The sequence below is a fragment of the Streptomyces sp. NPDC029159 genome (assembly GCF_055564055.1).
The window spans coordinates 144614-170582 of the sequence record NZ_JBVHWT010000016.1; the positions used below are offsets into that span (position 1 = coordinate 144614).

Below are 25969 nucleotides of genomic sequence, written 5' to 3' on the forward strand. Positions count from 1 at the left end.
GGCGCCCACCAGGCGGTAACTCAGGGGGTGTTGGCCTGTGGGAAACGATCGGTGTGGTCGATCGGAACCCAGTGTCCATCAGTTGCGGTTGTTCGTGACGCTCGCGGAGGAGCTGCATTTCCGGCGCGCGGCGGCCCGGCTTTTCATGACGCAGTCGGCCCTCAGCCAGCAGATACGGGCCCTGGAACAGCGGATCGGCCTGCAGTTGCTCAGCCGTACGACGCGCACGGTGACGCTCACACCGTCCGGAGAGGCGCTCCTTCCCGAAGCCCGCGCGGTGATGGCGGCCATGGACGGGCTCCACCGCACCGCGCGGGTCCGCGCGCGCGAGGTCGAGGGAAGGGTCGTCATCGGAACCCTCACCGCGGAGCCCGCGATGCCGCAGACCCGGGCCATCATCGACGGGCTGCGCTCCCGCCATCCGGCCCTGACCATCGAGATGCGCAGCCTCAACTTCGCCAACCAGTACGAGGCGCTGGTCAGCGGCGAGGTGGACGTGGCCTTCCTGCGTCCACCCGCTCCGCCCGGTATACGCGTCCAGCATCTTGTCGAAGAACCCCGGGTCGTCTGCCTCCCGGCCGGTGATCCCCTGGCCGACAAGGAGCGCATCGTCCTGGACGACCTCTCCACGCGCTCCATGGTGACGATGCCGGACGCCTCTCCGCGCGTGTGGCGGGACTTCTGGGCCATTAATCCGCGCCCGGACGGCACCCCCCTCTCCTTCGGCCCGCTGGCGGTCGACGTGGAGGAGGTGTTGGCGCAGGTCGCCCTCGGAACGGTCATCGGCTTCCTGCCCGCGTCCGTCCGCACCTTCTATCCGCGCCCCGGTATCTGCTACCGGGACGTCGTCGACCTGCCGCCGTGCACGATGGCACTGACGTGGTTCGCCCAGAACCACGACCACCCCGAGATCACCCTGATACGCAACCTGGCACGAGCCGTTCTGCGCCCCGGCGCCCACGACGTACCGCCACCGCGGGACTGACCCGCAGGAGCACGGAACACCGCGCGGAACTCGGCATCGGCATCGGAGCAGGCGGCCCGGATCACCCCACGCGCGCCGTGGTCAGAGCGAACAGCCGGGCCGGGACGGTCGTCCGGTGGGGACTCGGTCCGCCCGGCGTTCAGCCGGGCGGACCCGCAGCACCTCGACGCTCAGGCCGATCGCGCGCTGCTCGCGAAAGAGCCGCCACACACCTGAGCCCTCATGCGGGCAAGGCCCGGGGGAAGCGCCCGCGCGCGAACCCCTCGGGCTGCGCCGTCTTCCCGACCGCAAGCACAGGGTTGAAGCCGAAGTCGCGCTGGAGCTCCGTCAGCGTCCCCTCTGCAGTGGCCTTCACATCCCCCGGAACATCTCCGAGCTCCTTGATCAGGTCCTCGTAGATCGGTGTGTTGCCGCTCACGTGTTCCTCACATCTGGTATTGCGCTTGCAATTGCTTGTCCACGAAGATCCGCGGAAACCAGGAGTGTACGGGGCGTCGGCTGCGGGCGGGCACGGACCGCCGGGCCGGCAGGCTTCCGGCGCGGCCGTCCCTTCCTGGCCGCGCCGGTGTCGCTGGTGCGGCCCCTACGGCAGCACTTCTTCCGTCACCTCGATGTGGCCCTGGTCGGGGTCGATGACGCCGCCGAGGCGCTGGAAGGCGCCGTCGGTGAGGTCGAGGCACTTGGGTTCCTGCGGGGTCTGGGCGAAGGTGCCGCGGTCGTTGATGCGGACGACGAGGGAGGCGCCGTTCGCCGTGTTGGTGACCTTCACACGGGTGTTGAAGGGAAGTTGCGGGTCGCGGGAGAGGGAGGTCGCCGCGGTGTCGGCGTTGTTGTCGAAGATTTCGCCGCTGGCGGTGTAGGAACCGGACGGTATGGGGCCGTAGTGCGTCGCCCAGCAGGTGCCGGCGCGCGGCGCGGCGGAGCTGGGCGGCGCCGCGACGACCACCGCGGCGAGCGCGGTGACGCCGACGGCCAGGCGGGCGAAGGGGAGTGCGCGGACCATTGCTGCTGCCTTTCTCCGGAGCGGAAATGCCTGGCAGATGTGCGTTCAGCCCGCCGCGCGGTAGGCGGCGCCCACCTGCGTGGCGGTCGTGCCGTCGTACAGTCCGGTGCCGTCGCCGCGGCTGGTGGAGAGGGTGAACCAGGCGTACCGCTCGACGAACGGCAGGCCCTGGAGCATGGCCGTCGACTGCTGTACGAACGCCGCCTGCTCCTGCTGCGTCGGGTACCGCGGGGTGCCGGACGAGAAGTCGATCAGGGCGTACTCGGTGAGCCAGAGCGGCTTGTGGTGGCGGTCGTAGGTGGCCTGGAGATAGCCGCGCAACTGGCCGGTGGCGTGGGCGGCGTCGAAGTCGGCGCCGTACCAGTGGACGGGCAGGAAATCGACCTCGAGGCCACGGCCGGCGGCGCCCTGGAGGAACTGGTCGAGCCAGCCACCGGCGGTGTCCGCGCCGGAGGCCACCGCAGGCGCGCCGAGCCGCAGGCCCGTCGACTGCAGCCGGGGCCACAGGTCGAGCGCCTGCTGTACGGGCATGGTGGCCTGTCCCGGATGGTCGGGTTCGTTGAAGCCGAGCAGCGTGGTGCCCTGCTGCTTGGCCTGGTTCAGCTCGTCGTCGGTCACCGAGCCCGGCCCCCAGATCATCGGGACGAACTCGACGCCGTCGGGCGCGGCGATCCCGCCTCGGCCCGAGGACCAGGTGGAGAACCAGCCGGCCCCGGAATCGGCGAGGGCCTGGGCGTCGCCGTCGAACTTCCAGGCGCTCACGCCCTTCTTCTTCACGTCGGCGGCGCCCGGAGCCGTGGTCCGGTCCGTGGCCGTCACCGGGACGCCGCTCGGGGCCGGGACCGCCGTGGCGCGGCCGGCGGCCGAGAGCGCGAGCGGGGCCGCCAGCGCGGCGGTGAGGATGCTTCTTCTGCGCATGGTGCGCTCCCGTCCGTTCAGGCGCCGCGGTGGAATGCGAACGACCCGAAGTTCTCGGAACCGTCGGCGTGGGCGGCGCTGCCGATCCAGATCTTCTTGCCCGCGGTACGAGTCGGGCCTGCCGCGGCCCTGGCCGCGAGGGCATCCCGGGCGCGCGTGGCGGTACTTGGACGGTGGAGGGCTGGGGGCTGGCGGATGTGGCGCCCGACGGGCCCATATGACAGCCGTCGCCCTCCGTGCCTGTCAATGGTCTGCACCAGGGCGCGACCCGTTTCCGGCCAGGGGGGAGACGGCGGGGCGGCGACCGATGACGCGTACGGGCCTCCACCCGGATGCGCTCACCGCCGGCGTACGGAAGGACGTACGCGACGTGAGCAAGGCGCAGCGCCACCATCCGGCCTGGGTCGACGCCCCGTTCGCCGACGAGGCGCAGCTGTCGGTACTCGCAGAGGTGTTGTCCGGCCTCGCGGAGGTGAGCCCGTTGCGTCCGGTCACCGGGCCCGACCGTCCTGCGCGGCACCAGGCCGCGACGCTGGAGAACGCGCGGGACGCGGGGGACGGGCTCGCCCTGCGTGTCAGGGTGCCCGGCGATTGGGACGACGCCGTCAGCCATGGCGTCCGCGGTCTCATCGCCCGCATCGATCCCGCTGTCGAGGCGGACCTCCTGCTCGACCTGGGTGCCGTCCGTGCCGGCCGGCCCGATGCGGCGAAGGAGGCGTTGCGGGCACTCGACGCCCTGATACCGCTGACACCTTGGCGGACGGCCGCCGTCCTGGGCGGCGGCTTTCCCGGCGTCACCGCCGAGCTCGTGGAATGTGGCACGGCCGTGGAGCCCCGCTGGGATTGGCTCGCCTGGCGTGAACTGACCGGCAGCGCACGCGAGTTCCTTCCCATGCTCGCCTACGGTGACTACGGCATCGACTCCACCCATGGCATCGCCCGGGGCCCTCCTCCGGCAGCGGCGGACCGCCCTGGGGCGTACTGCGGTACACCACCGACGAGTCGTTCGTCCTCATGAAGGTGCCGACCCGGGGCGACGACAGGGCCGCCGTCATCCGGGCCGCCGCCCGGGAGATGCGCGCGCTACCGGACTTCCGCGGCGCGACGGCCGGCGCGGGCGAGACCTGGCTGCGCGACTGCGCGGAGGGCCAGGGCCCGCAAGGCACCGGGAACGCCGCGAGCTGGCTCCAGGCGGGCAACGTCCAGCACATGACGTACGTCGTCCGGAGCCTGCGGGCGGCCTGACCGGTCACCGCACGGGCCCGGGCCCCGCCAGGATCCGCCCTGCCGGCACCCGGGCCGCCCGCGTCACCGGTCCGGCCGTCGCCGGGCACGAGCGGTACGACGGCCACGTCCCGGACGCGTCAGGGCTTCCCGTCCGCGTGCTCCGCGGCCGCGTCCTGCATGGCGGCCGTACGGTCCGGCGTGTGGCGATCCCGGGGCAGCCGGTGCTCCAGGCGGAGCATCAAGAGTGCGCCCAGTGCGGCGAGGAGTCCGATGGCGAGCCAGGGGAGCTGGTGGTTCCGGCTGAAGAGGAGGCCGAACAGACTGGGGGAGATGACGCTCGCGGCGGCGAAGGAGTACTGGAACGCCGCGAGGTAGGTGCCCCGCGAGCCGACCGGTGCCGAGGCCGCCGCGAGCGCGTTGGACGCGGGCCCGTACACCATCTCCGCGAGGGAGAAACACACCACCACCGGTACCAGGAACGGCACCAGCGCCGCCGACGGCACCAGGGCGGCAGCCGCGGACGCGGCACACCACACCACCCACAGTCCCCCCGCCCACGCCATGGCGCGCGCCCGGGAACAGCGGCGGCGGACGAACCGGCTGACCGCGGCGGTACACGTGGCCAGCAGCAGCGTGTTGAGAGCCAGCAGCGGACCGGGGGCCCAGCCCGGCCCGGACAGGCCCTTGACGATGTACGTCGGCAGCGACAGCGCCAGGAAGTTGCTGCACAGGGAGAAGAGGGTGCAGGTGGCGATCAGCACCAGATAGGGGCGGTCGCGCAGCAGCGCCGGGAGGCCGGAACGGCCCTGGGGCGACGGCGCCTGTGCGGTGCGGACGTGCGAGGCGGACGGCACCATGAGGGCGACCACCACCGCGGCCACCAGGAACGCCAGCGCGCTGCCGAGGATCAGTCCGTCGTAGGCCCGCGAGGAGTCGACGGCGAGAAGCAGACCCGCGAGCAACGCCCCGCCCCCGGCACCGGTCTCCCGGAGCATGCCGGTCCGGGCGAACCACGACTCCTTGGCGTCCGCCCCCTCGGCGTCCGCCTGGTCGGCGACGAGGGTGAAGACCGACGACCAGTAGACCCGGGTGCCGGCCTTCATCACGAAGACCGCGATCACCAGGGAACTCGTCCCCGACACCGTCAGGTAGAGCAGGAAGCCGAGCCCCTGGAGCGCCTGCCCGCAGGCGACCACCAGCCGTGGCCCGAACCGGTCGACCACCCGCCCCACGGCCAGCGGCACCGGCAGCGCCGCCGCGCTGGCCACGCTCACGAGCACCCCGATCGTCCCCAGATCCAGATCGGTGACGCGGAGGAAGTACAGCAGGGACAGGGGCAGGTACAGGCCCGTGCCCAGGGAATCGATCCCCACCGCCACCAGCAGCGGCCACTTCCTCGGGCCGTTCCGCCCCGCTCCCGTCGCTTCCCCTGCCACCTGCGCACCACCCTTCCCGCCCGCCGGCACCGGGACCGGCGGGGATGGATCTCCTCGTTCGCGTCCGGCCCGCAGGCCGGTGGGGTCGCCCGGCGGCCCGGTCGCGCCGGTCAGCCGAACCACCGCTCCAGTTCGCGGGCCACCCCGTCGTCCTCGGCCGCTTCCGTGACCGCGTCCGCGGCGTCCAGGACCTCCGGAGGCGCCTGCGCCACCGCGACCCCGTGTCCGGCCAGGCGCAGCATCTCGATGTCGTTGTGCCCGTCACCGATGGCGAGCACATCCGCCTCCGTCAGGCCGAGCGCGGCGCAGACATGACGCAGCGCGGACGCCTTGGAGACACCGACGGGCGTGAGGTCCAGCCACGCCGACCAGCCGATGACATGGTCCGCGCCTGGCAGGTCGAGGGTGGCCGCCAGCCGCGCGAACTCCTCGGGAGCCGCCGCCGGATCCCGGACGATCACCCGGCCGACCGGCCGGGCGAGGAGGTCGTCCAGCCCGGCGGGCACCATCTCGCCCGGCAGCTCGCCCGCGGGGAACGGCGCGGTGACGCGGTAGCCGCCGCCCGGGCGTTCCACCGCGACCAGCGCCGAGGGCCACCGGCCGAGGAACTCCCGGACGGCCGGGCCCGCGTCGAACGTCTCCCGGTGGACGACCTCCAGCGGCGCGTAGCGGCACAGCACCGTCCCGCTGGACGCCACCAGCCACATCCGTTCGCCGTCCCGCCCGTGCAGACCGAGCCGGTCGGCGACGCGCGTCATCCCCAGCGGCGAGCGGCCCGAGCACAGGACGATGCGGGCACCGGCGTCCGCCACGGCGTGCAGCGCCGCGCGGATCCGGCTGCCGGGCGGTTCGGGCCGCTCCTCCTCGACCTCCGTCCAGGAAGGGAGCGTGCCGTCGATGTCGAGCGCCACCAGGCGCGGCCGGCCCTTCACACCGCCCCCAGGAACGCCTGCAGGAGCGCGGCGGCGTGCGCGTCGCCGCCGTCCGCGGCCCGCGCGAGCACCGACGCCGCCGACGGCCCGCCGCCGGAGTGCCCGAACATCTTGCCGTAGCCGCGCGGGGTGACCCCGCTGAACGGAGCGAAAGACACCTTGTCCGCCGCGGAGCCGTCGCGGCTGAGGGCGTCCGCGTGGAACGGCTGGTGGGCGGCGCCGGCGGGCCCGAGGAAGCGGACCGCCGCCACGCCGCTGACGATGAGCTGGCGCAGGCACTGACGGCACGGCGGGCGGGTGACCACCGCCTCCGCGCCCACGACGGCGGCGCCGTGCCGGGCGGCCGACGCCAGTGCGGCCAGTTCGGCGTGGACCACCCGGCCCAGGCTCTCCAGCGCCTGCACGGCGCCGTGGTGGCCGGGCCCGCTGTCGAGTTCGTCGACGAAGCGCCCGGCCAGCGCCCGCAGGTCGCCGGGCGTGCCGCCGCGGCCCTCAGCGGCGAACCGCAGCACCTCCTGGACCAGCGCGACCTTCGCCGTGTGCGCCGGATCGGCGCCGCCCGGCAGGTCGCGGGCGTCGTCGGGGGAGTCCGCCCAGTACTGGCCGCCGCCCGCGCGCGGCACCTCGTTGGTGCCCAGCGCGATGACGTCGCCCACCCGGTCGAGGAGGGCGCAGCCGACGCCGCCGCGCAGCCCCGCGGATCGGCTCGCCTGGCCCCCGGCGAGGAACATCGCGTGCTCGTACCGGTTCGGCCGCCGCTCCGGCCCGCCGGTCAGGGCCGTCACCGCCCGCTCCAGGCCCGCCCCGTCGCCGTCCCCCTCCGCGGGGAGCACGTAGTCGGCCAGGCTCCACAGGAGGGGGCCGTCCGCCGTGTCGGCGTCCGCCAGGAGCCGGAAGTCGGCGCCCAGCAGCCGGTTCAGCACCTGCGACCAGCGCTGCGGGGCGTCGAGCGGGACCACCACGGTGTCGTGGTCCCGCAGTGTCCGGAGCAGACCGGTGAGGGCCGCCTCGGTCTGTCCGGAGCCCTCGGCGGCGGACAGACCGGTGTCGACCGCGACCGTGCGGCCCCGCTCCTCGAACATCCGCCGGAGGCTCTTCGGGCGGCCCTCCGGGCCCGGGGGCAGTGCGACGACGAGGCTCATCCGGCCACCACGCCCTCGTCCCCGTCCGGCAGCGCACGCCGGTCGTACAGGTCGGTGCCCGGCCGCCGGGGCAGGAACCGGCCGTCGTCCTCCGGCCCGGTCCACCGGCCCTGGTGGACCAGCGTCCGCCCCCGCAGCAGAACGGTGTGCACGCTCCCGCGCAGCCGCAGGCCCTCGAACGCCGAGTGGTCGACGCGCATGTGATGGTCCGAGGCGCCGGTGAGCGTCGCACCCCGGGGGTCGAGAAGGGTGATGTCGGCGTGCGCGCCGGGCGCCAGCGACCCCTTGTCGGGGTGCAGGCCGAAGAGGCGTGCGGGAGACGCCGAGGTGACGTCGGCGAACCGGGACAACGGGATCTTTCCCCGGAGTGCGGCGTCGTACAGCAGGGGCACGCGGTACTCGATCCCCGCGATGCCGCCGGGCAGCTTGGTGAAGTCGCGCTGCCCGGGCGGGAACAGCGTCGACCGGCAGAACGGACAGTGGTCGGACGAGACGACCGACAGGTCGCCCGCGGACAGTGCCCACCACAGGCGGTCGCGGTGCTCCCGGGTCCGCAGCGGTGGCGCGCACACGTAGTCGGCGCCCTCCTCCCACGGCCGGTCCAGCTCCGCGACGTCCAGATACAGGTAGTGCGGGCAGGTCTCGGCGAAGACCGGGAGGCCGCGCCGGCGGGCGTCGGCGATCGCCGCCAGCGCCTCGGCGGAGGAGACATGGACGAAGTAGAGCGTCGGCATCCCGGCCAGTTCGGCGAGGAAGATGGCACGGCGGGTCGCCTCGGCCTCGATGGCCGGTGTCGCGGTCCTCGCGTGCCACGGCAGGGACACGTCGCCGCGTTCCCGGGCCCGTGTGCGCAGATACTCCATGGCCAGGCCGTTCTCGGCGTGGACCATCACGGTGACGCCCAGCTCCGCGGCGCGCTCCATCGCGCCCAGCAGTTGGCTGTCGTCGCTGTAGAGGTCGCCGGGGAACGCCATGAAGAGCTTGATGCTCGGTACACCGGCCGCCACGAGCTGCGGCAGCTGCGCGAGCGACCCCTCGTGGACGTCGCCGACGATCTGGTGGAACCCGTAGTCGATCGCGCAGCGCCCCCGGGCCCGCGCGCCCGCGTCGCCGAGCCGTTCGAGCAGATCCTCGCCCGGGCCCTGCCGGACGAAATCGACCACGGTGGTGGTGCCGCCGAACGCCGCCGCCCGGGTGCCGGAGGCGAAATCGTCCGCCGTCGACACCCCCGCGACCACGGTCTCCAGATGGGTGTGCACATCGACGAAGCCGGGGGCGACGTGCAGACCGGTGGCGTCGATGACGGTGTCGGCGTCGTCCGCCGTGCCCGGCGCGCGCCAGGCGTCGATACGGCCGTCACGGACCACCAGGTCCACGGCGTGGGTACCGGACGCGGTCAGGACGGTGCCGCCGCGGATGGCCAGTGTCGTCATCACATCTCCCCTTCGTCGTGGCGCGGACCGTCCGCCCACCGGTCGGCGTCGAGGTCCAGCTCCCGGGCGGTGGCGAGGGCGCGGACGAAGTCCCGCTCCCGGGCGAGGAACTCCTGGCGGTTGCGCCACAGCAGCTCGGTGATCGCCCCGACGTCCCGGGTGGGACGGTTGGTGACGTCGCGGAGCAGACCGTGCTGGCTGAGCTGGTGCAGATCCGAGGCGACCGACTGCGTCGTCGCGAAGCGCATCGGGAGGGAGATGTTGCCGTCCGTCAGCGTCTCGACCTCGTGGACCCAGAACGGCGGGATGTAGAGGATCTCGCCCGCGGACAGCACCCCCTCGTAGCGCACCTCACCGGGCCAGTCGGGGCGGGCCGCGAGGCCGAAGCCCGGCGCGGGCGCCACGTCGTAGCGCTCACGGTCCTCCCACGCCACCTGGAGGTTCACGGTGTCGAGCGGGTGGACGAGGGTGTAGCGCTTGGCACCCCGCACCTGGATCAGGAAACTGTGCCACCAGTCGTGGTGCCCCGGCGTGACGTTCCCCGTCTGGCTGAACCACACGCCGGTCGCCTCCGGCCGGTACTCGGCACCGACGTCGGGGACGGTGAAGTCCCGCGCCAGCTCCTCGAATCCGTCGGACCCGGCGCCGAGGCGGAGGTAGAGCGAGCCGTCGACGACCCGCCGCCGGCCGAAGAGATGCGCGGCGGCGTCCGCGAAGGACATCGCCTTGGTGGCGTTGACCTGCTTGAGGACGGTGTTGCCCGCCGCCGGGTCCGTCACGAACGGCGCGACCTCGAGGTGCCCCAGCCGCCGGGTGAGCGACGCCAGATCCCAATCCCGGTAGCACGCCCAGCCGGTCACGACGTCCGTGACGAGCAGCGGCCTCTCGCCGAGCAGCGGACGGCCGTCGCGTCCGCCGCGCACCGGCAGCGCCGTCACCCGGGTCGCCTCCCGGGCGTTCATACCGCGGCCCCGTCGGCGAGGGTGGCGTCCGCCGCGGCCCAGCCCGAGGCGGGCCAGCCGGGATGTCCGTGGTACGCGGCGTCGAAGACCCGGATCTGGTGCTGCAGGCTGCGCGCGTAGGCGAACAGCATCTTCTCCCGCCGCTCCGGGGTGGTCGCGCACTCGTTCATCAGGGCGGCGTGGGCCTCGGCCATCGCACTGCCCGCCTTGTTCGCGTAGTACCCCGCCCAGTCGCCGAAGGCGGCCGGGCCCTGGATGTCGACGCCCTGGAAGCGGCGTCCGACGACCCGGGTGAACATCGCGCACGGGTAGAGCGCGGCGGCGATCTCCCCGATGTCCCCGGCGAGGCCGGTGGTGAGCATGTGGTTGGCGTACGCCTCCCGCGCCGGGGTCAGCGCCCCCGCGTCGAAGCGCACCGTGTGCCGCCCCAGGCTCTCGACCAGCGAACGCTTGAAGTCCGTCTCCGCGGTGACGAAGTACTCCGACAGCAGGTTCGCCGTCGTCCGCGACCACGCCGAACCGCTGGGGGACTTCGTCAGCCCCAGCGCCAGCGTGCGGTGGATGTAGGGGATGAACGGCGCGTCGTCCACCTGGAAGGCCAGGAACCGCTCGACGGTCATCCGCCCGTGTTCGAGATCGGTCAGCCAGGGGTGCTGCTCGTATGCCCGCCAGCCGGCCGCCGTCGCCTGACGGCACCGGTCGGTGAAGGGGGTCGCATCCTGCGCGTCGATGTCGGTGGCGCTCACGAAGTCACCTCTCCGCTGTCGGCAACCAGCCATTGCGACAGCACGTCGTCGAACGGAATCGCCGGATTTCCCGGTGTGGTCGGCACGGTGAACTCCCACTCCCTGCCGGGCGGGGAGACGAGATCGCGTGCGGTGAGGGGTGTGGGGAAGAACCGCTCGGAGCGGAAGAGGTCCGCCGGGTACGTCGCCCATGCGCACGAGGCGAGCGCGAGGCAGAGGTGCGCGCCGACCGGACTCTCCAGCATGTTGCCGACGACCGCGCCGATCCCGGCCCGCGCCGCCAGCTCGCCGATCGCCACGGCCTGCGCCAGACCGCCCACCCGCCCCGGCTTGACGTTGACGAACCGGCAACTGCCCAGCTCCAGCGCCAGTTCCAGATGGTGGCGCGAGGTGATCGACTCGTCGAGGCAGACCGGGGTCGCCACCCGGCGCTGGAGGGCCGCGTGCCCGAGGAAGTCGTCCTTGGCCAGGGGCTGTTCGATCATGGCCAGACCGAGCGGGTCCAACCGCGCCAGATGGTCGAGGTCGTCCCCGGTGAACGTCGCGTTGCAGTCGACGTGCAGCGTGGCCCCGGGGAACGCCCGCCGCACCTCGCGGAGCTGCTCGATCCGCGTCCGCCGCCCCATCTTCAGCTTGATCCGCGGGCATCCGGACCCGACCACCTCCGCGATCTTCGCGAGCAGCGCGTCGGTGTCGTCGTGGAGGTCGAAGTCCGCACCGGCCGGCACCACGGTGCGGGTGCCGCCGGTGTACGCGGCGAGCGGGCGCTGCTCGACGGCGCCGCGCAGCGCCCACCAGGCCGTCTCGACGGCCGCCTTGGCGAAGGTGTTCTCCCGGATCTCCGCGAAGAGGCCGGTCAGTTCGCCGGCCTCGTCGACCCGGGCCCCGGCCAGGCGGGGGAGCAGGCGGTCGCGCACCAGCCGGTACGTGGCACCGCCCCACTCCCCGCAGAACAGCGGCCAGGTGCCCGGCGCCGCCTCACCCCAGCCGGTGCTCCCCCCGCTGCGCAGCCGGACGAGGACGGTGTCGATGTCCGGCTGCGCGCCGAAGGACGTCTTCCAGGGCACCTGTAACGGCATGCGCAGCAGATATGCGCGTGCGGAATCGATCTGCATGGTCTCCTCCGCTGTCCGGTCCGGGAGGTCCTCCCGGCGGCGGGTTCACGGTTGACGGGCCAGCCACGCCTTGGCCTGCTCGGCGTACTGCGGGGCCCACTGCGGGGTCCAGCGCAGGAAGTAGGCGTGCATGGCGAGGGCGTGCAGGAAATGGGCGAGGTCGATGCGCTCGCGGTGGTCGTCCGGCAGCGGACAGGCCGCGGCGTACGCCTCCAGGAAGACCTCCCGGCCGTCCGCGAAGCCGTCGAAGAGATGCTCGTCGAGCTTGCCGAAGTCGCGGAACCGGTCGGCGTACAGGGCGTGTTCGAAGTCCAGGACGCAACTGATCCGCCCGTCGCGGACGAGGACGTTCGGCAGCCACAGATCGCCGTGGGTGAGGGCCGGGACGTTCGCCGCGTCGTCCAGCCGCGCCAGGGCGGCGCCGACGGCGGTCCGCAGGGCGTCGGCGTCGCCGATCAGCGTCAGGTCGGCCTGCGGCAGCAGCGCCTCCACCTCCGCCTCGACCGCCTGCCGCAGCGTCGGCGCGGTGGTGGTGCCGAGCACGTCGCCGTAGTGCGGGCCCTTGATGGCGTGCAGCCGTCCGACGACGTCGCCGAGGTCGCGGACGAGCGTCCGCCGCCGCTCCGGGCCGAGGGCTTCCCACACGTCCCCCGCGGCGTCGCCCTCCTGGAACTCCTGGATGACCAGCGGGCCGTCCACGGCCGGCTCGTGGGGGACGAGCCGCCGGTAGCGGACCACCGGGATGCCGTGCTCGGCCGCCACCTGCGCGGCGGCCATCAGGCGCCGCAGGTGCTCGGGGTCCCGTTCGCGCTGCGGCACCTTGACCAGCAGCCGGCCCCGGTCGGTGTCGGCCACCCACTGCTTGCTCGTGTAGCCCTTGTCGAGGGGGTGGACCGACGCGACGCGGATCTGCGGGAACTCCCGTTCCAGGACGGCGCTGATGATGCTGGAGGGGTGGGTGGACATGCGGAAATCACCTGCTGTGAGCATGAGGGGTACGGTTGGGCGCTCGGTTCGGCACCTGAGTGGGGGCGATCTTGAGGCGCCCCTGCATCAGTACAACGTAGGCCATGCGCATGGCCGTTGCGCCGCGCCTGATCCGCTCCCAGACCAGGTCGGCGACGCCGAGCCGGGCCGCCTGCGCCATGAGGAACACCACCGCGTCCCGGGACTTGGCCGAGTGCCCCATCTCCACGTTGTCGTCGGCGATGTGGAGGCGGGTGAAGCTCGTGTCGTACCCCAGTTCCGTCAGGCCGTCGGCCTTGGAGATGCCCGCGGAGCCCAGGCCGTGGAACTCGCAGACCATGTTCACCCCGACGATCTCCGGGAACCTGCTCCGCGGGAACTCCGCGACGGCCAGCCGGAACACCGGCGCGTAGAAGCCCTCGTCGAGGAAGTCGACGTCCTCGACGAACTCCCGCGTCCAGAACTTCGGCAGCCGGTGGCCGAGCCCCGCGAGCAGCTCCTCGTAGAGCACGCCGTGGCTCTGCCCCGGTCTGCCGTTGCCGATTTCGTCCCAGTAGATGTCGTAAAGCAGTCGTTCACTGTCCGACATCACGGTGGTGCGGGTCAGCCCCTGGAGCCACGCCCCGTCGACCAGGTTGTCCGCCGCGCCGTGGAAGCTGCGGTCGTGGTGGGCCTTGCCGTCGTCGGTCACCGGCGCGACCGGCGCCGACGCCATGGCCTCGTACGTCGCCTGCATCCACGCCGGGAACTCCTCGGCGTCGTACCGCTCGGGCAGCTCCCAGGTGAACGCCGGTTTCTCCATCCGCTCCGCCGCGTCCAGCCAGTGGTCGACGAAGGCGGCGGCCCGGCGGACGGCCCCGGCCCGGTCGTGCCCGGCGACGAGGTCGTGGAAGAGCTCCCGCGTCCGCGGGCCGTCGAACGTGACGGGGACCGGCGCGTCCACGTGCCCGCCGGGCCCGGGCACGGTCACGGCGAGCGGGGCGATCACCCGCCCGTCGCCCGGCCCGGCCAGGCCGGTGATCCAGCGCCGGACGAGCGCGAGGTCCTCGGCGCTGAAGATCTTGCCCATCGGGGCGTGCCGCTGGGTGAGCACCGTGAGGAACGGGCTGCGGTCCGGCTCCCCGGGCGTGATCCACTTCGAGGAGGCGAGGGCCCGCAGCAGGTCGCCGCTCTCCTGCGGAGGCCGGTCGAAATAGTGGTCGAGCAGGGTGCCGTCCACCGTGGCCGTACCGTGCGCACGGCGGGCCGACGGTGTCTTGCGCGCCACGAGATCCCGCATGGCCCGCTCCGGCGCCCGCAGCGCGTTCAGACAGGCCCGCGTCAGCTCCGCCCGGTAGAGCCGCGCGGCGTCGCCGAGCAGCCGCGCGAACCTCGCGAACCGCTCCTCGCCGTCCGTGGCGAGGCCCTCCGCGGCGAACTCCCCGAGCGCCGCGGCGACGGCCGGGGCGACCTCGTCCGGCCGCTGCGCGGGCGGCCACGCCACCTCGACGCCCTCGGTGCCCTCCGCGACCGCCGTGACGCACGACGCGATCCACTCCGGGACGTCGTACAGCGCGCCGGTCAGGGTCGGTTCGACGGCGGTCAGCAGCTCGGGCGTGTAGCGGCCGGGCGCCTGCGCGAGCGCCAGAAGGAGGGCGGGCAGCAGATAGGCCGTCTCCTCCAGCCGCAGCGACGCCAGGTAGGCGCCGCTGCCCGCGTCACCGCTCGGCTTCCCCAGCGTGCGCAGCAGCCCGCCGGTCATCCGCGACCGCAGCCCCTGCCGTCCGGGGCCGAACCGGTACGCATGGCTCAGCTCGGCCAGACGCGCCCCGGTGGGCAGATGGCACAGCGGTACCCGGGCGAACGCCGACAGCCATACGCCGTCCCGGTCGGCCAGGACGGCCAGGTGCCGGGCGGCGGTGGCGGCGACCACCCGGACCCCGTCCGCGTCCAGATCGCCGAACTCCGGTGCGGCGTCGTGGAGCTGCTGCTCCAGATCGTCGAGTGCGCCGAGCGGGAACGGTGCCGTCTCGATCACTCCGTCGAGCAGACGCTCCGCGCTCCGGAGCGCGTCGGGCGCGGGCTCCAGCGCGCCCAGTTCCCGGTACAGGCCGGTCAGTGGTCCCATCGCCAGTCCTCTGTTCGTGGTCATGGCAGGTCGTGGAGTACGTCGCGGGGACGCCGGTCACGCGGTCGGGCGGGGCGGGGCCGCCGCCAGGACCTCCGCCACCGCGGCGTCGAGCACATCGAGGTCCACCTGACCCGTGAACTCGACGGTCTTCACCGGGGCGAACGCGTCGAGCCCCTTGATGAGTCCGGCGTACTCCTTGCCCGCCTCCAGGAGCAGCACCATGGGCACCCGGCCGGCCGACGCCCACCCGATCTCGATGTGCGTACCGGGCGACGCCGGGCTGCCGGGTGCCGCGATGATCACGTCGGAGGCGCAGATCTGCTCGTAGTCCAGCACGGTGAACTGCTCGGGCTCCATGAACGCCTGGCCCCACTTCTCCCGGCGGTGCGCGTTGTGCACGGTGCAGCCCTGGTTGTCGTAGTGCTTCAGGATCCGGTTGATCGTCTCGAACGCCTCGGTGTCGAACTCGCCGGTCTCCTTGTCGACGTAGGCCCAGAAGGGCGCGGCGACGAAGACGGTCTCGATCTTGGTGGCCATGGGAGGTGCCTTCCGTTGTCGGTGACCTGCTGGCGTGGCCCCGGCGCGGGCGCGGCGCCCGCGCACGAGGGGACGGGAGAGAGTTCAGTGGTCGGTGGCGCGCACGATGTCGCGCATCAGGCGGGTGTCCAGCACCGCGCCCCGGGCATCGGTGAGCGGCCGGCGGCGGGTGGTGACGCACTCGTGGAAGTGCTCCCACTGCGCCCGGAACGCCTCGTCGTGCGCCCCCGTGAGCGTTTCCTCGACCGCGCCGCCCCGGCCCGCCCCCGGCCCGGCGGCGGGCTCGTCCCGCCAGATCCTGACGGCCGACGGGGTGTCGCGCAGAAAGGGGTTGGAGACGTCGATCCGCACCGTGCGGTCCTCGCCCCACACCGTGAGGCTCTCCTCGAAACGGTGCAGCGCGGTGGAGGCCCCGAGAAAGGTGCACTGCGGGCCGTCGGCGTACCGGAGGGAGGCGGTCAGCAGCGTGCCGTCCGCCGACGCGTGTGCCTTGATCGAGGAGGGGGAGCCGGGGAAGGCGGCACGGAGGAGATTGATGTCGTGGCTCCACACCCCGAACATGTCCATATAGGTCTCCAGCGCGGCGGCGCGGGAGTCCGGAAGCTCCTGCCGCACCCGTGCACGGCGGGTGTCGTCCCCGGGGTGCGGATGCGGGGAGCGGACGATCTGCGCCAGCTCGGGAATGATCCAGTTCCCGTAGTCGGGGCCGACGACGATCTCCAGGCGCGCCGCCAGCGGGCGCGCCATCCGCGCGATCTCCGCGAGCCCGCGCCGCACCCCGCTGTCGTAGCGCTTCATGTAGCCCACCATCACGGTGACACCCGCCGCGTCGCCGGCGGCGGCCACCTCTTCGGTCTCCGCGACGGTGTAGCCGAGGGGCTTCTCGGTGAAGACGTGTTTGCCACGGCGCAGGGAGAGCAGGACGGGCTCGACATGATCCGCGGTGAGGACGGCGACCGCGTCGATCTCCGGCGAGCTGTCCAGCATCTCCGGCAACGACGAGTACACCCGGGGGACATGGAAGCGCTGCGCCACCGCCTCCGCCAGATCGAAGGAACGGTCGCAGACCGCCGTCACGTCGAAACGCTCCCGCAAGGCGGTCAGATACGGCAGATGCATCAGCTGCGCGATCATGCCGCACCCCAGGACGCCGACTCGGATCCGGTGCACGTCTCTCCCTTCGCCATGAGCTGTCAGTCCGTACCGACCGGGCGGCGGCCCGGTCACTTCACCGCGTGCTTCGCCGCGGCCACTCTCCGGAGGATGTCGACGACACCGGCGACTTCCGGCTGCCGCGAGCAGTGCCAGGCGTCCGCCGCGGCCTCGGCCGGGAGGCCGGACGCCGCCACGAACGCACTGCGGACGCCCGGGACGCCGGGAATCCAGTCGGCAGGGGAATCGCCGACCATCAGCACGTTCCTCATCCCCTCCGCGGCAAGAGCCGCCAGGGCCCGGCGTTTCCCCAGCCGTATCGGGGAGTACGGGTGGATTCCCGCGTAGGTCCGCGCCGGGCTCAACTCGACGGCGAGCGTCACGGACCTCCGCGCGGCCCACCGGGTGAGGTGCCGTTCCACGGCGGCGATGAACGCGGCGGGCCCGAAGACGCTCAGCGAGGCACGGCGGTTCGCGCCCAGCCCCCATGCGCCCGGCGCGAGCGGCACCCCGCCGAACTCGGGCGCCCGCACCTCCTCGCCACGGCGCAGACCGTGACGCCCCGCGCACTCCGCCACCTGCGCGCGGACCATGTCCCGGGCGGGGAACGGGGTCAGCACGCGGATCCCGTCCCCGGCCACCACGTTCCCGTTCTCCGCGAGAACCGGGAACGCGGGCGGGGGGCCGAGTCCGATGGCCCGTCCGAAATCCCGGAGTTGCTCGACGGGGGAGTCCGAGCACAGCCCGACCCGGACGCCGGCCGCGTACAACTGCCGTACCGCGTGACGGAACGCACCGGAGGTCTCGGGGGCGGCCGCGCCGCTGCGCGGAACGGAGGGCACCAGCGTGCCGTTCACGTCGAGCAGCACCGTGTCGATCCGGTGGTCCGGGCCCCTCCTCATACGAGCGATCCCGTCGCCGCGGGCAGCCGGCCCGTCTCCCACCGGTGCATGAGGGCCACCCAGTCGTCCATCCAGCCCATCAGACGCTCCAGCACGGCGACGACCGTTTCGTGGAGATCGGCGATCCCCAGCGACGTCAGCAGCCGGTGCACCACCGGAGGAAGATCCACGACCTGGACGGGCCCGCCGAGCAACTGGCCGATGCGGAGGAAGAACCGTATGTTCGCGACCAGCATGCGGATGGTGAAGTCCTGGTCGCACCCGGGCGAGATACCCGAGCGCTCCGAGGTACGCACGAACGGCAGCCAGTAGGGGGCGCGGGCCCATCCGCCGTCGGGCAGCCGCACCACCAGCCCCGCCACCCCCAGCAGGAAGTTCCTGGTGTCGGCCACCTCCAGGGCCCGCCGCCCACCGGAGCCCGCGGTCCGGTACTGGAGGACCGGCTCGACCGGAACCCCCAGGAGGGAGGAGTCCTCACACCCCGCCACCCGGACACCGGGCACGACACGGCGCACCCGTACCCCCGAGTCCTGGAGCGAACGGAGCACCGCGGAGACCGTGGTGCCGGTGACGATGTCGTCGTCGACGAGCGTGTAGGTGTGGCCGGTGGCGGCCACCGCGGCCAGCTGCTCCCCGAGCGGACGGTGGTGCGGACCGGTGACCACCCCCACGGATGTCCTGCCGCCGAGCAGAAAGCCACGGGACACCCGTAGCGGATGCGCGCCCTGCCGGATCAGCGGATCGAGGCTGAGGAGCCGGTCGGACCGGGCACGGTGGCGGACGGCCTCCTCCAGCCGCCGGGAATCCACCAGATGGAGGGCCACCTGGTCCGCGTGCGGCGACATCCGCGGCAGCGCCTCCTGCAGCTCCTCCCGGAAGTCGAAATAGCTCTGCGTCAGGGCGGGGACCAGGGTCTCCCGGGCGAGCGGATTCCGCCGGGCGAGCGCGTCGTACAGCTTCCCCACGCAGTACGCCGTGTCGTCGCGCATGATCACGGTGAACGTGCCGGACGCGGGGACGTCGATGAACGTCGTCCCGGACGCCGTGGGATCCGGGCTGATGTGGTGCCGGCTGACGCCGCGCATCAGGAAGCCTCCCGTTCCCGGACCGTCAGCTCGCGGCTGCGGCCGACCTCATGGGCGCCGTCCACCACCACTTCCAGCGGCATGGGGTGGCAGTGGAACGCCGTCAGGGACGCATGGAGGCCGTACGCGCCCACGTTCGGCACCGTGAGGAGATCTCCGATGCGCAGCTCCGGCAGGGAGCCGGTGCGGGTCCACAGGTCGAGGGGATGGCAGAGCGGGCCGCTCACGAGGTCGTCGCCCGTCTCCGGGGACCGGGGCCCGCCGGGCGCCCCGGGGAACCGGAATGCGGGATCGAGGAAGGGTTCTTTCCCCAGCCCCGCCATACCGGCGAGATGGTGCACCCCCGCGTCGAGGACCACCACCCGGCGTCCCTGGGACACCTTCACATCGAGCACCCGGGTCAGCAGACGGCCGCACCGCGCGGTGAGGTAGCGGCCCGATTCGAAGACCACAGCGCGCCCGTCGGCCGGACTGCCGGAAAGGCGCTCCCCGAGCAGGGCGTTGAGCTGCGCCCGGAGCGAGGGGAAGCGGGGCAGCTCGCCTTCGACGGCGTAGGGGGCGCCGAATCCGCCACCGAGGTCCACCGTGGCCAGGCGGAAGCCGAGCCGCTCCTCCACCTGCGCCACGATGTCCAGGCCGTACGCGAAGGTGGCGAGCAGCTTGGCCCCGTCGTGCTGGTTGCTGCCCATGTAGAGGTGGATCCCGGTGGTCGCCACATGCGCTCTGCCGTGGAAGAGCTGGGGTTCGGCCAGCACCCAGGAGAGGTCGGCGCCGAACTGGGACGGCCCGCCCGTCATGGCCAGTCCGACCCCGGCCGGCGGCTCGGGCGGATTGATACGGAGCAGGGCGGAGAGCGGGACGCCCTGCGCCCGCCCCACGTGGTTCAACTGGTCCAGCGCGTGCGGGGAGTCCACCGAGAAGCGGCGCACCCCGTGCGCCACCGCAAGGCCGACATCGGCGTCCCGCCTGCCCGGACCGGTGTAAAGGATGTCCCCGGCCCGGAATCCGGCCGCCAGGGCGGCGGTCAGCTCACCGGGGGAACTGACCTCCGCGTGGCAGCCGAGCGCGGACAACTGCCGGAGCACGGCGGGATGGGGATTGGCTTTGAGGGAGTAAAACAGCCCGGCCGATTCGGGCAGGGAATCCCGCAGGAGTCCGTGGGCGTGCCGCACGGCCGCCAGGTCGTAGACATAGGCCGGCGTCTCGATCGCGTCGGTCATTCTTGTGTTCCCCGTCAAGGTGATTCTCCTGCGGAGTTTCCTGGAATCCGGTGTCCGCACATCTGAAACCGTTCGGTCGTGGTGGCGCGGTACGGCTCCGGGGCCGCGGCGCGGCACCGGTGTGGCGAGGCGGCGGCGCCTCCCGTCCGCGGGCGCCGCAATACCGTTCGGTCACATGGGCAGGACGGCCGGGCCCGCGGCGCGGATTCGGCCGGAGCCGCGGGGAGAACCGTCGTGTGGGGGCGGGTTTTTCGCAGACAGGATGGACACTCCTTCGCGGGCCGGGCGCTCTTCGGGAAGGTGAAGGAAAGACCCCTGGAAAGAATTTCCGGGGTGGTGAAGGCATGGCCATGTTCCCCCGGAAAGGGGCGGCCACCGCCGAGTCGATGAACCCGGCTCCTCGTCGGAGGAAAATCTACCGGAGCCCATGACGGTGGCATAGGGCGATTAGAGACACATGGGTTGCTCGCGTGAAGCGGGTGGGGGCATGGCGTTTCCGGGTCCGCACGGTGCCACGGTGATGCCTGATTCCGGTGCGGGGGAGCGGGAGACGGCCGGACGGCGCACCCTCGGGACGGCGGTGGAACATGCCGCGGACGGGGTGCGCGGTGTGGCTTGTCTGCGATGGAGGCGGGGGCCGGCCCACCCTCGTCCCCCCTGCGAGCAGGCCGTTCAGGGGTCCGCCCCGGTACTGCGCACCGCGGGTTCCGCGTGCCCGGAGTGCGCGCCTCACGTATTACGGCCACTCTGCGTCAGGCCCGTACGCCCGCCCGCAGCCGCCACTTCCCGCACGTCCGGACCCACCGCCCCACACCCGCCTCAGACCTCATCCGCTCCAGGTCGAACAGCAGAAACACAAAGGTCGTATTCGGCGGAGCGGGGAATTCCACAGGGCCCGGAGAAGAAGCGGAAGCCCCGCCGAACCGCTCGTGGAAAGCGCCGGATGAATGACGTGATCGCGTCGGCTCGCCTTGCCGGACCCGGGACACGTCCATAAGCTCACCGGCATGACTCCAGGAAGTGTGGCGTCAGTTGACCGCGGCCGCCCTTATTCGCATCGCGGGTGAGCGGCGTGGCGGTCCCCTCGAAATTCTTCGGCGCCTGGACGGCATAATCCGGAGGTATCTCCGTGGTTCATCCCCTGCGACGTGCCTATATCTCGTTTCCTGCCGAGTCGGCCGTTGTCCCCCACCACGATGGCGAGTTCCTTCCGCTGTACGGCTTGGAAGGCGCGTCCATCCTTCAGGTAGGTGAGCTGACGCAGCCGCAGCTCCTCTCCCTCTTCGCCCTGGCGTCGGATCTGGAGACCGGCCGGCGCACCGCATCCCGGGCACTGGAGGGCGTCATCATCCTCACCGCGTTCTTCGAACCCAGTACGCGCACGCGCCTTTCCTTCGAAAGCGCGGCACACCGGCTGGGCGCCTCGGTCATCAGCGTTCCGGACGGCCGGGTCAGCAGCATCCACAAAGGGGAGAGCCTCGCCGACACCGGCGTCATGCTGAATTCCTACGCCGATATCGTCGTGCTCCGCCACCCTTCCGGAACCGCCCTGGACGACATCCGCGCCACCCGGCTGAACATTCCGCTCATCAACGGCGGCAACGGCTGCGCGGAGCACCCGACGCAGGCGATGGCCGACTGGTACGCCCTCCTCAAGCGGTGCGCGGACCTCGACGGTGCGGAGGTACCGCTGCGCCCCGGGCGCAGGCGCTCCCTGGGAGTCGTCGGGACGCCCCGCAGGATGCGGGCGCTGCGCAGCTTTCTGCTGATGGGAGCGGTGCACTTCCCCCACCTGCTGCGGGAGGTGACGGTGGTGTCCGAGGACCCGCAGCCGCTCGACGCCGAGCTGGCGAAGGCGCTGGACGACGCCTCCCTGCCCGTGGTGTGCACCGCCGATCTCCGGCAGCACGTAAGCCGTTTCGACATCGTCTACCAGAATTCGCTGACCCTGGTCGGCACCGAGTACGAGGTCTTCGACTCGGCCTTCCGCATCGACGGCGACACACCGCTGAAGCCCGACGCCCTGGTGATGCACCCCCTGGCACGCCTGTCGGAACTGGGCGCCGACCTGGACGGCACACCGCACAACCTCTACTTCAGTCAGGCCGACGGCGCGGTCTTCGTACGGCAGGCCCTGCTGCTGGCGGTGGCCGGCCGGCTCGACCGGGCCCGCCGGAGCGAGCCCGAGGACATCGGGTGAGGCGGCCGCCGACCTTTCCTCGCACCCCGACCGCCGCGCCGACGGCCCACGACCGTTCCCGAGGAGTTCCCCGGTGCACACCCGCATGATCTACCCGACCTTCGAAGCCGCCTACCTGGACAACCTCCTGGCGGCCCGGGACGCGCCCGAGTTCGTCAACGCCCCCAGGGGGTTCCACAGCCGGGAGATCCTCGGCGTCTCCTACCGGATCGCGAACCCCCGGGAGAGGATCGTCCGGATCCCCGAACGGAAGCTGAACCTGGTCTTCAACTTCGCCGAATCGCTGTGGTACCTGTCCGGCAGCAACGCGCTGGACTTCATCGCGTTCTACGCACCGTCCATGAAGAAGTACTCCGCGGACGGACAGCGACTCGCCGGAACCGCCTACGGGCCCCGCCTGTTCGGCTTCGGCGGCGCCGGCATCAACCAGTGGGACAGCGTCGCGCACACCCTCCGGCAGGACCCCGACTCCAAGCGCGCCGTGATGCAGATCTTCGCCCCCGAGGAACTCCTCGTGGCGGGCAACATCGACGTCGCCTGCACCCTGGGGCTCCAGTACATGATCCGCGAAGGCGCCCTGCACGCCGTGTCCTTCATGCGCGCCAACGACGCCTACCGCGGCACCGTGAGCGACGTCTTCTCCTTCACCTTCCTCCAGGAGGTGCTGGCCACCCAACTCGGCCTCGACCTGGGCTCGTACACCCACACCGTCGGCTCGTACCACCTCTACCGGCACGACGACACCGTCGCGGACAAGGTCCTCGCCGCACGGACGGAACAGGTCGCCACCGACCCCTTCCCCGCGATGCCGGCGGAGGACAACTGGCCCGCCATCCGTGAGATCCTGGCCCTGGAGGAGGCACTGCGGAAGCGGCGGCTGACCCTGGACGCGGCCGATGCGGAGGGCCTGGGGCTGGGGAGGTACTGGACGGACGTGGTGATCCTCTTCGCGCTGCACGCACGGTGGCGCCACGAGGACACCGTCGACCGGGACCTGCTCGACGTGCTCAACCCGCTGTTCGCCCGGCTCGTCGAGAACCGCTGGGGCATCCACCGCTCGCTGACGTCACCGGCGGGGTAGGCGCGCGGAACGCCGCCGCCCCGCACCCGCAGCCCACGCGTACCCCGCTCCCGTGCACACGGGAGCCCGACACCGGCCGCCGAGTGCCCCTCGCGGACGGGAAGGGCCGAACCGACGTGCCAGACAACGCAGCACCTCCCGTGTGCCTCACCATCGGCACCTCCGACTCCGGCGGCGGCGCGGGCATCCAGGGCGACATCAAGGCCCTGGCCTCGCTCGGCTGCTTCACCGCGACGGTCCTGGCCGGTCTGACCGCCCAGAACACCACCGGCGTCCTGAGCCGCCACCCCGTCCCCGTCGACTTCCTGCGCGCCCAGTTCGACGCCGTCCGTGCCGACCTCGACATACGGGCGGTGAAAGTCGGCACCACCTGGAGCGCGGAGCACCTCACCGCCATCGCGGATCTGCTGGCGGACCTCGCGGTGCCCGTCGTCGTGGACCCGGTCATGGTCAGCGCGGCCGGTGGCGCCCTGGGCGGCCAGGACGCGCGCGCCGCGCTGATCGACCTGCTCCTCCCGCTCGCCGACGTCCTCACGCCCAACGTCGCGGAGGCCCGCCTCCTCACCGGCGACGAGACGTCGGGGACACGGGAGCTGGCGCAGCGCCTGCTCGACCTGGGCGCACCGGCCGTCGTCGTGACATCCGGCGGCGACGGCGAGGACTGGTTCGCCGACGGCCTGACGTCGCTGCGCCTGGACCGGCCGGCCCACCGCACCGGAGCCGAACACGGCGCGGGCTGCGCCCACTCCGCGCTGATCACCGGCCTGCGCGCGCACGGCCTCCCGCTGCCGCACGCGGTCCGGGAGGCGACGGCCCTCGCCTCGGGAGCGGTCCGCGAGGGCCTGACGTCGATCGGCCGGGGCGTACACCCCGTCGATGTCCTCGGCCTCCCGGCCCGAGCGCCGGGCCCGGCCACGGCCGGGTGAGGACACCGCCGGGCGGGCCGTCACCTGCGGCCGGCCCGGCGCCCAGGAAGCCCCGGCCTCCGCCGCCGGCCGCGCCGGCGGATTTCCGGTGCGCGCGATGACTCCTTTGACCGCATTCTTCGGAACCTTGCCCCTGTGTGATCACGGAATCTAGTCTGGCTGCTCACGCATTCAGTCCGGCCACTCATGGAGAGGTTGCGCGAGCGGATGTCTCTCGAACCGGCCAGGGAAGCAGTCGGAACAGATACTCGCTACTCATGGGAAATTCCGCTCGACAGGTCATGCACTTCCCACCCGCCCTTCAAGTCGGTCTGGTACATCGCGCTTCCGCTGACCTCGGCCCATCGCGGAAGCCATTCGGGAGGCGGGGCGCTCATCGCCGAAGCGGGGGATCAGGAGCGGTATCGCAACGAGGGGACCGTCTATCCCCATTCCGCGCTCGTGGAAATGATCACCTATCACGACATCTGTTTTCCCGATGTGCCGTGGCGCTATCTCGACATGAGTCACCTCGACTGGCAGAAATTGCGGGAGGAGATCCACGAGAATCCGCCGGACGTGGCGGCGTTCACGGTGTACACCGCCACCGCGCCCTGGGCCTTCATCGCCGCGGCCGAGATCAAAAGGGCGAATCCCAACGCGGTCGTCGTGTTCGGCAACGACCACGCGGCCCTCCTGTACGAGGAGGTGCTCACCGGCCGGTACGGCAGCCGGCTCGTCGACTTCGTGGGCACCGGGAACAACGGCCCGTTCACGATGACGGGCCTGCTGTACGCGCTGAGCGGGGACCTGCCACAGGAGCGGGTGCCGTCCCTGGCGTACCGGCGCGGCGGGACCGTCGTCCATCAGAGCGCCCCCAACTACCCGCTGAACCGCCGCCGGATGCCGGACTACGCCCTCATCGCCGACCAGCTCGTGCACCACTACGACAAGGCGTTCCAGCAGTGGTACGCGGGCCACTACGACCTCCAGCGCATGATCACGATGGCGATCGACGGCGGCTGCCACTGGGGGGAGTCGCCCCGGCGCCGGTGCAAACACTGCTCGATCCAGGGCCTGACGCCCAAGACGGCCGCGCTCACCACGGTCGTCTCCGCCCTGGAGCACGCGGTCGGCTCCCTCGGCGCGAACGTCTACGCGGCCGGCGACTCCACCCTGGGCTTCTCCAGGGGCCAGTGGCAGGGGCGTTTCTCCCTGCTCGACGACCTGGCGGACGCCTGCGCCTCCTCGCCGGTGCTGCGCGGCCGGCGTTTTATGCTCGCCTACGGACTCGTCTACGAGTTCCTGCAGTCCGCGAAGTTGTGCCAGGGATTCATCCGCACCTGGAACGTCGGCCTTGAGGCATTCGATCCGAAACTGCTGAGGCAGAACTCCAAAGGCATCAACAAGGGCCCCGACCGTATTTCCGAGGCACTGGAACTCGCCCGCGACCTCGACTACCGGCTCTATGTCTCCGGAATCCTCGGACTGCCCGGAACGGACCTCGCCAAACTACGCTCCGAGGTCGACAACTGGCTGGCACTGGCCGAGCAGTACCAGGACATCATCACCACCGTATCGGTCGCCGCACCGGCCGTCGTTCCGGGATCACGCATGTACTGGGAGACATATCGCTCCCGTTCCGAAGTACGGTCCTGGCACGGTGAGATCCTGCCGTCCAGAAAGCTGACCGAACTGTATCTGCGCGACAACACGGAGGTACAGCTCGCCGATGTCGAGGCGGCCTTGGCGGATCTGGGCCGAGGCGTGATCCGGATGGGCGAGGCGGGCAGCGGCATGAAATTCGGCGGCTACATGCTCGGCGGCACGGATCACGAGGAGCAGCGGGAGCAGGAGATTCTGGACCGGCTCTGCCGACAGCTGTGAGGCGGAACCGGGCCCGGGAGAGGTG

At 72.0% G+C, this 25969-nt stretch carries 24 protein-coding genes; 7 read left to right on the top strand and 17 right to left on the bottom strand.

Annotated elements, in window-relative coordinates:
* The first annotated feature begins 82 nt into the window (after positions 1-82).
* On the top strand, positions 83-985 hold the full coding sequence (locus ACZ4U4_RS26585) for a LysR family transcriptional regulator (RefSeq protein ID WP_467879116.1): 903 nt from the start codon (positions 83-85) through the stop codon (positions 983-985).
* A gap of 220 nt (positions 986-1205) precedes the next feature.
* Here ACZ4U4_RS26585 and ACZ4U4_RS26590 read toward each other — a convergent pair whose 3' ends face one another.
* The 3 genes from ACZ4U4_RS26590 to ACZ4U4_RS26600 form a co-directional block, all read right to left on the bottom strand.
* A complete protein-coding gene (locus tag ACZ4U4_RS26590; protein WP_467879119.1) occupies positions 1206-1403 on the bottom strand; it encodes a hypothetical protein in 198 nt (65 codons plus the stop codon).
* A gap of 165 nt (positions 1404-1568) precedes the next feature.
* Positions 1569-1988 carry a septal ring lytic transglycosylase RlpA family protein gene (locus tag ACZ4U4_RS26595; RefSeq protein ID WP_467879122.1) on the bottom strand — a complete coding sequence of 140 codons (420 nt, stop codon included), beginning with the start codon at positions 1986-1988 and terminating at the stop codon, positions 1569-1571.
* Positions 1989-2033: 45 nt separating this feature from the next.
* Entirely contained in the window at positions 2034-2906 is an 873-nt protein-coding gene (locus ACZ4U4_RS26600; RefSeq protein ID WP_467879124.1) for a glycoside hydrolase family protein, read from the bottom strand.
* Positions 2907-3213: 307 nt separating this feature from the next.
* On the opposite strand from ACZ4U4_RS26600, the gene ACZ4U4_RS26605 reads away from it, so the two are divergent.
* Complete coding sequence (locus tag ACZ4U4_RS26605; RefSeq protein ID WP_467879126.1) at positions 3214-3924, top strand: beta family protein; 711 nt, start codon at positions 3214-3216, stop codon at positions 3922-3924.
* Positions 3888-4151: a beta family protein gene (locus ACZ4U4_RS26610; RefSeq protein WP_467879202.1), complete on the top strand. Its 264-nt coding sequence runs from the start codon at positions 3888-3890 to the stop codon at positions 4149-4151. The genes ACZ4U4_RS26605 and ACZ4U4_RS26610 overlap by 37 nt, the downstream gene beginning before the upstream one ends.
* A gap of 119 nt (positions 4152-4270) precedes the next feature.
* On the opposite strand, the gene ACZ4U4_RS26615 is transcribed toward ACZ4U4_RS26610, so the two are convergent.
* From ACZ4U4_RS26615 to ACZ4U4_RS26680, 14 genes are all read right to left on the bottom strand, one after another.
* Positions 4271-5569, bottom strand: coding sequence for an MFS transporter (locus ACZ4U4_RS26615; RefSeq protein ID WP_467879128.1), 1299 nt, complete (start codon positions 5567-5569; stop codon positions 4271-4273).
* Between the two features lie 110 nt (positions 5570-5679).
* Complete coding sequence (locus ACZ4U4_RS26620) at positions 5680-6501, bottom strand: HAD family hydrolase (RefSeq protein ID WP_467879131.1); 822 nt, start codon at positions 6499-6501, stop codon at positions 5680-5682.
* Positions 6498-7643: a hypothetical protein gene (locus ACZ4U4_RS26625; protein WP_467879134.1), complete on the bottom strand. Its 1146-nt coding sequence runs from the start codon at positions 7641-7643 to the stop codon at positions 6498-6500. The genes ACZ4U4_RS26620 and ACZ4U4_RS26625 overlap by 4 nt, the downstream gene beginning before the upstream one ends.
* Positions 7640-9076, bottom strand: a complete 1437-nt coding sequence (gene hydA, locus ACZ4U4_RS26630; protein ID WP_467879137.1) for a dihydropyrimidinase — start codon at positions 9074-9076, stop codon at positions 7640-7642. Before hydA ends, ACZ4U4_RS26625 begins: the two co-directional genes overlap by 4 nt.
* Complete coding sequence (locus ACZ4U4_RS26635) at positions 9076-10038, bottom strand: cupin-like domain-containing protein (RefSeq protein WP_467879140.1); 963 nt, start codon at positions 10036-10038, stop codon at positions 9076-9078. Before ACZ4U4_RS26635 ends, hydA begins: the two co-directional genes overlap by 1 nt.
* Positions 10035-10784 (bottom strand): TenA family protein, encoded by a 750-nt coding sequence (locus tag ACZ4U4_RS26640; protein WP_467879142.1) that lies wholly within the window; start codon positions 10782-10784, stop codon positions 10035-10037. Before ACZ4U4_RS26640 ends, ACZ4U4_RS26635 begins: the two co-directional genes overlap by 4 nt.
* Complete coding sequence (gene menC, locus ACZ4U4_RS26645) at positions 10781-11899, bottom strand: o-succinylbenzoate synthase (protein ID WP_467879144.1); 1119 nt, start codon at positions 11897-11899, stop codon at positions 10781-10783. Before menC ends, ACZ4U4_RS26640 begins: the two co-directional genes overlap by 4 nt.
* 45 nt (positions 11900-11944) lie before the next feature.
* On the bottom strand, positions 11945-12865 hold the full coding sequence (locus ACZ4U4_RS26650; protein WP_467879146.1) for a phosphotransferase family protein: 921 nt from the start codon (positions 12863-12865) through the stop codon (positions 11945-11947).
* Positions 12866-12872: 7 nt separating this feature from the next.
* The gene (locus ACZ4U4_RS26655; protein WP_467879148.1) at positions 12873-14996 is read right to left on the bottom strand and encodes an iron-containing redox enzyme family protein; all 2124 of its coding nucleotides are present in this window, start codon (positions 14994-14996) and stop codon (positions 12873-12875) included.
* 33 nt (positions 14997-15029) lie between these two features.
* Positions 15030-15512 carry a nucleoside 2-deoxyribosyltransferase gene (locus tag ACZ4U4_RS26660; protein ID WP_467879151.1) on the bottom strand — a complete coding sequence of 161 codons (483 nt, stop codon included), beginning with the start codon at positions 15510-15512 and terminating at the stop codon, positions 15030-15032.
* Positions 15513-15596: 84 nt separating this feature from the next.
* On the bottom strand, positions 15597-16682 hold the full coding sequence (locus ACZ4U4_RS26665) for a Gfo/Idh/MocA family oxidoreductase (protein WP_467879153.1): 1086 nt from the start codon (positions 16680-16682) through the stop codon (positions 15597-15599).
* Between the two features lie 53 nt (positions 16683-16735).
* Complete coding sequence (locus tag ACZ4U4_RS26670) at positions 16736-17566, bottom strand: hypothetical protein (protein ID WP_467879155.1); 831 nt, start codon at positions 17564-17566, stop codon at positions 16736-16738.
* Positions 17563-18651 carry a hypothetical protein gene (locus tag ACZ4U4_RS26675; RefSeq protein WP_467879157.1) on the bottom strand — a complete coding sequence of 363 codons (1089 nt, stop codon included), beginning with the start codon at positions 18649-18651 and terminating at the stop codon, positions 17563-17565. Before ACZ4U4_RS26675 ends, ACZ4U4_RS26670 begins: the two co-directional genes overlap by 4 nt.
* Positions 18651-19871: a type III PLP-dependent enzyme domain-containing protein gene (locus ACZ4U4_RS26680; protein WP_467879160.1), complete on the bottom strand. Its 1221-nt coding sequence runs from the start codon at positions 19869-19871 to the stop codon at positions 18651-18653. The genes ACZ4U4_RS26675 and ACZ4U4_RS26680 overlap by 1 nt, the downstream gene beginning before the upstream one ends.
* Before the next feature lie 1222 nt (positions 19872-21093).
* On the opposite strand from ACZ4U4_RS26680, the gene ACZ4U4_RS26685 reads away from it, so the two are divergent.
* From ACZ4U4_RS26685 to ACZ4U4_RS26700, 4 genes are all read left to right on the top strand, one after another.
* Positions 21094-22071 carry an aspartate/ornithine carbamoyltransferase family protein gene (locus ACZ4U4_RS26685; RefSeq protein ID WP_467879162.1) on the top strand — a complete coding sequence of 326 codons (978 nt, stop codon included), beginning with the start codon at positions 21094-21096 and terminating at the stop codon, positions 22069-22071.
* 73 nt (positions 22072-22144) lie between these two features.
* Entirely contained in the window at positions 22145-23152 is a 1008-nt protein-coding gene (locus tag ACZ4U4_RS26690) for a thymidylate synthase (RefSeq protein ID WP_467879164.1), read from the top strand.
* 116 nt (positions 23153-23268) lie between these two features.
* A complete protein-coding gene (gene thiD, locus ACZ4U4_RS26695; protein ID WP_467879167.1) occupies positions 23269-24078 on the top strand; it encodes a bifunctional hydroxymethylpyrimidine kinase/phosphomethylpyrimidine kinase in 810 nt (269 codons plus the stop codon).
* Between the two features lie 447 nt (positions 24079-24525).
* On the top strand, positions 24526-25944 hold the full coding sequence (locus ACZ4U4_RS26700; protein WP_467879170.1) for a B12-binding domain-containing radical SAM protein: 1419 nt from the start codon (positions 24526-24528) through the stop codon (positions 25942-25944).
* Positions 25945-25969 lie beyond the last annotated feature (25 nt).

Coding starts and splice junctions, on each gene's coding strand:
- ACZ4U4_RS26655 (WP_467879148.1), bottom strand. CDS start 14,996: ATGACCACGAACAGAGGACTGGCGATGGGACCACTGACCGGCCTGTAC.
- ACZ4U4_RS26625 (WP_467879134.1), bottom strand. CDS start 7,643: ATGAGCCTCGTCGTCGCACTGCCCCCGGGCCCGGAGGGCCGCCCGAAG.
- ACZ4U4_RS26600 (WP_467879124.1), bottom strand. CDS start 2,906: ATGCGCAGAAGAAGCATCCTCACCGCCGCGCTGGCGGCCCCGCTCGCG.
- ACZ4U4_RS26660 (WP_467879151.1), bottom strand. CDS start 15,512: ATGGCCACCAAGATCGAGACCGTCTTCGTCGCCGCGCCCTTCTGGGCC.
- ACZ4U4_RS26650 (WP_467879146.1), bottom strand. CDS start 12,865: ATGTCCACCCACCCCTCCAGCATCATCAGCGCCGTCCTGGAACGGGAG.
- ACZ4U4_RS26605 (WP_467879126.1), top strand. CDS start 3,214: ATGACGCGTACGGGCCTCCACCCGGATGCGCTCACCGCCGGCGTACGG.
- ACZ4U4_RS26700 (WP_467879170.1), top strand. CDS start 24,526: ATGATCACCTATCACGACATCTGTTTTCCCGATGTGCCGTGGCGCTAT.
- ACZ4U4_RS26595 (WP_467879122.1), bottom strand. CDS start 1,988: ATGGTCCGCGCACTCCCCTTCGCCCGCCTGGCCGTCGGCGTCACCGCG.
- ACZ4U4_RS26670 (WP_467879155.1), bottom strand. CDS start 17,566: ATGAGGAGGGGCCCGGACCACCGGATCGACACGGTGCTGCTCGACGTG.
- hydA (WP_467879137.1), bottom strand. CDS start 9,076: ATGACGACACTGGCCATCCGCGGCGGCACCGTCCTGACCGCGTCCGGT.
- ACZ4U4_RS26635 (WP_467879140.1), bottom strand. CDS start 10,038: ATGAACGCCCGGGAGGCGACCCGGGTGACGGCGCTGCCGGTGCGCGGC.
- ACZ4U4_RS26675 (WP_467879157.1), bottom strand. CDS start 18,651: ATGCGCGGCGTCAGCCGGCACCACATCAGCCCGGATCCCACGGCGTCC.
- menC (WP_467879144.1), bottom strand. CDS start 11,899: ATGCAGATCGATTCCGCACGCGCATATCTGCTGCGCATGCCGTTACAG.
- ACZ4U4_RS26680 (WP_467879160.1), bottom strand. CDS start 19,871: ATGACCGACGCGATCGAGACGCCGGCCTATGTCTACGACCTGGCGGCC.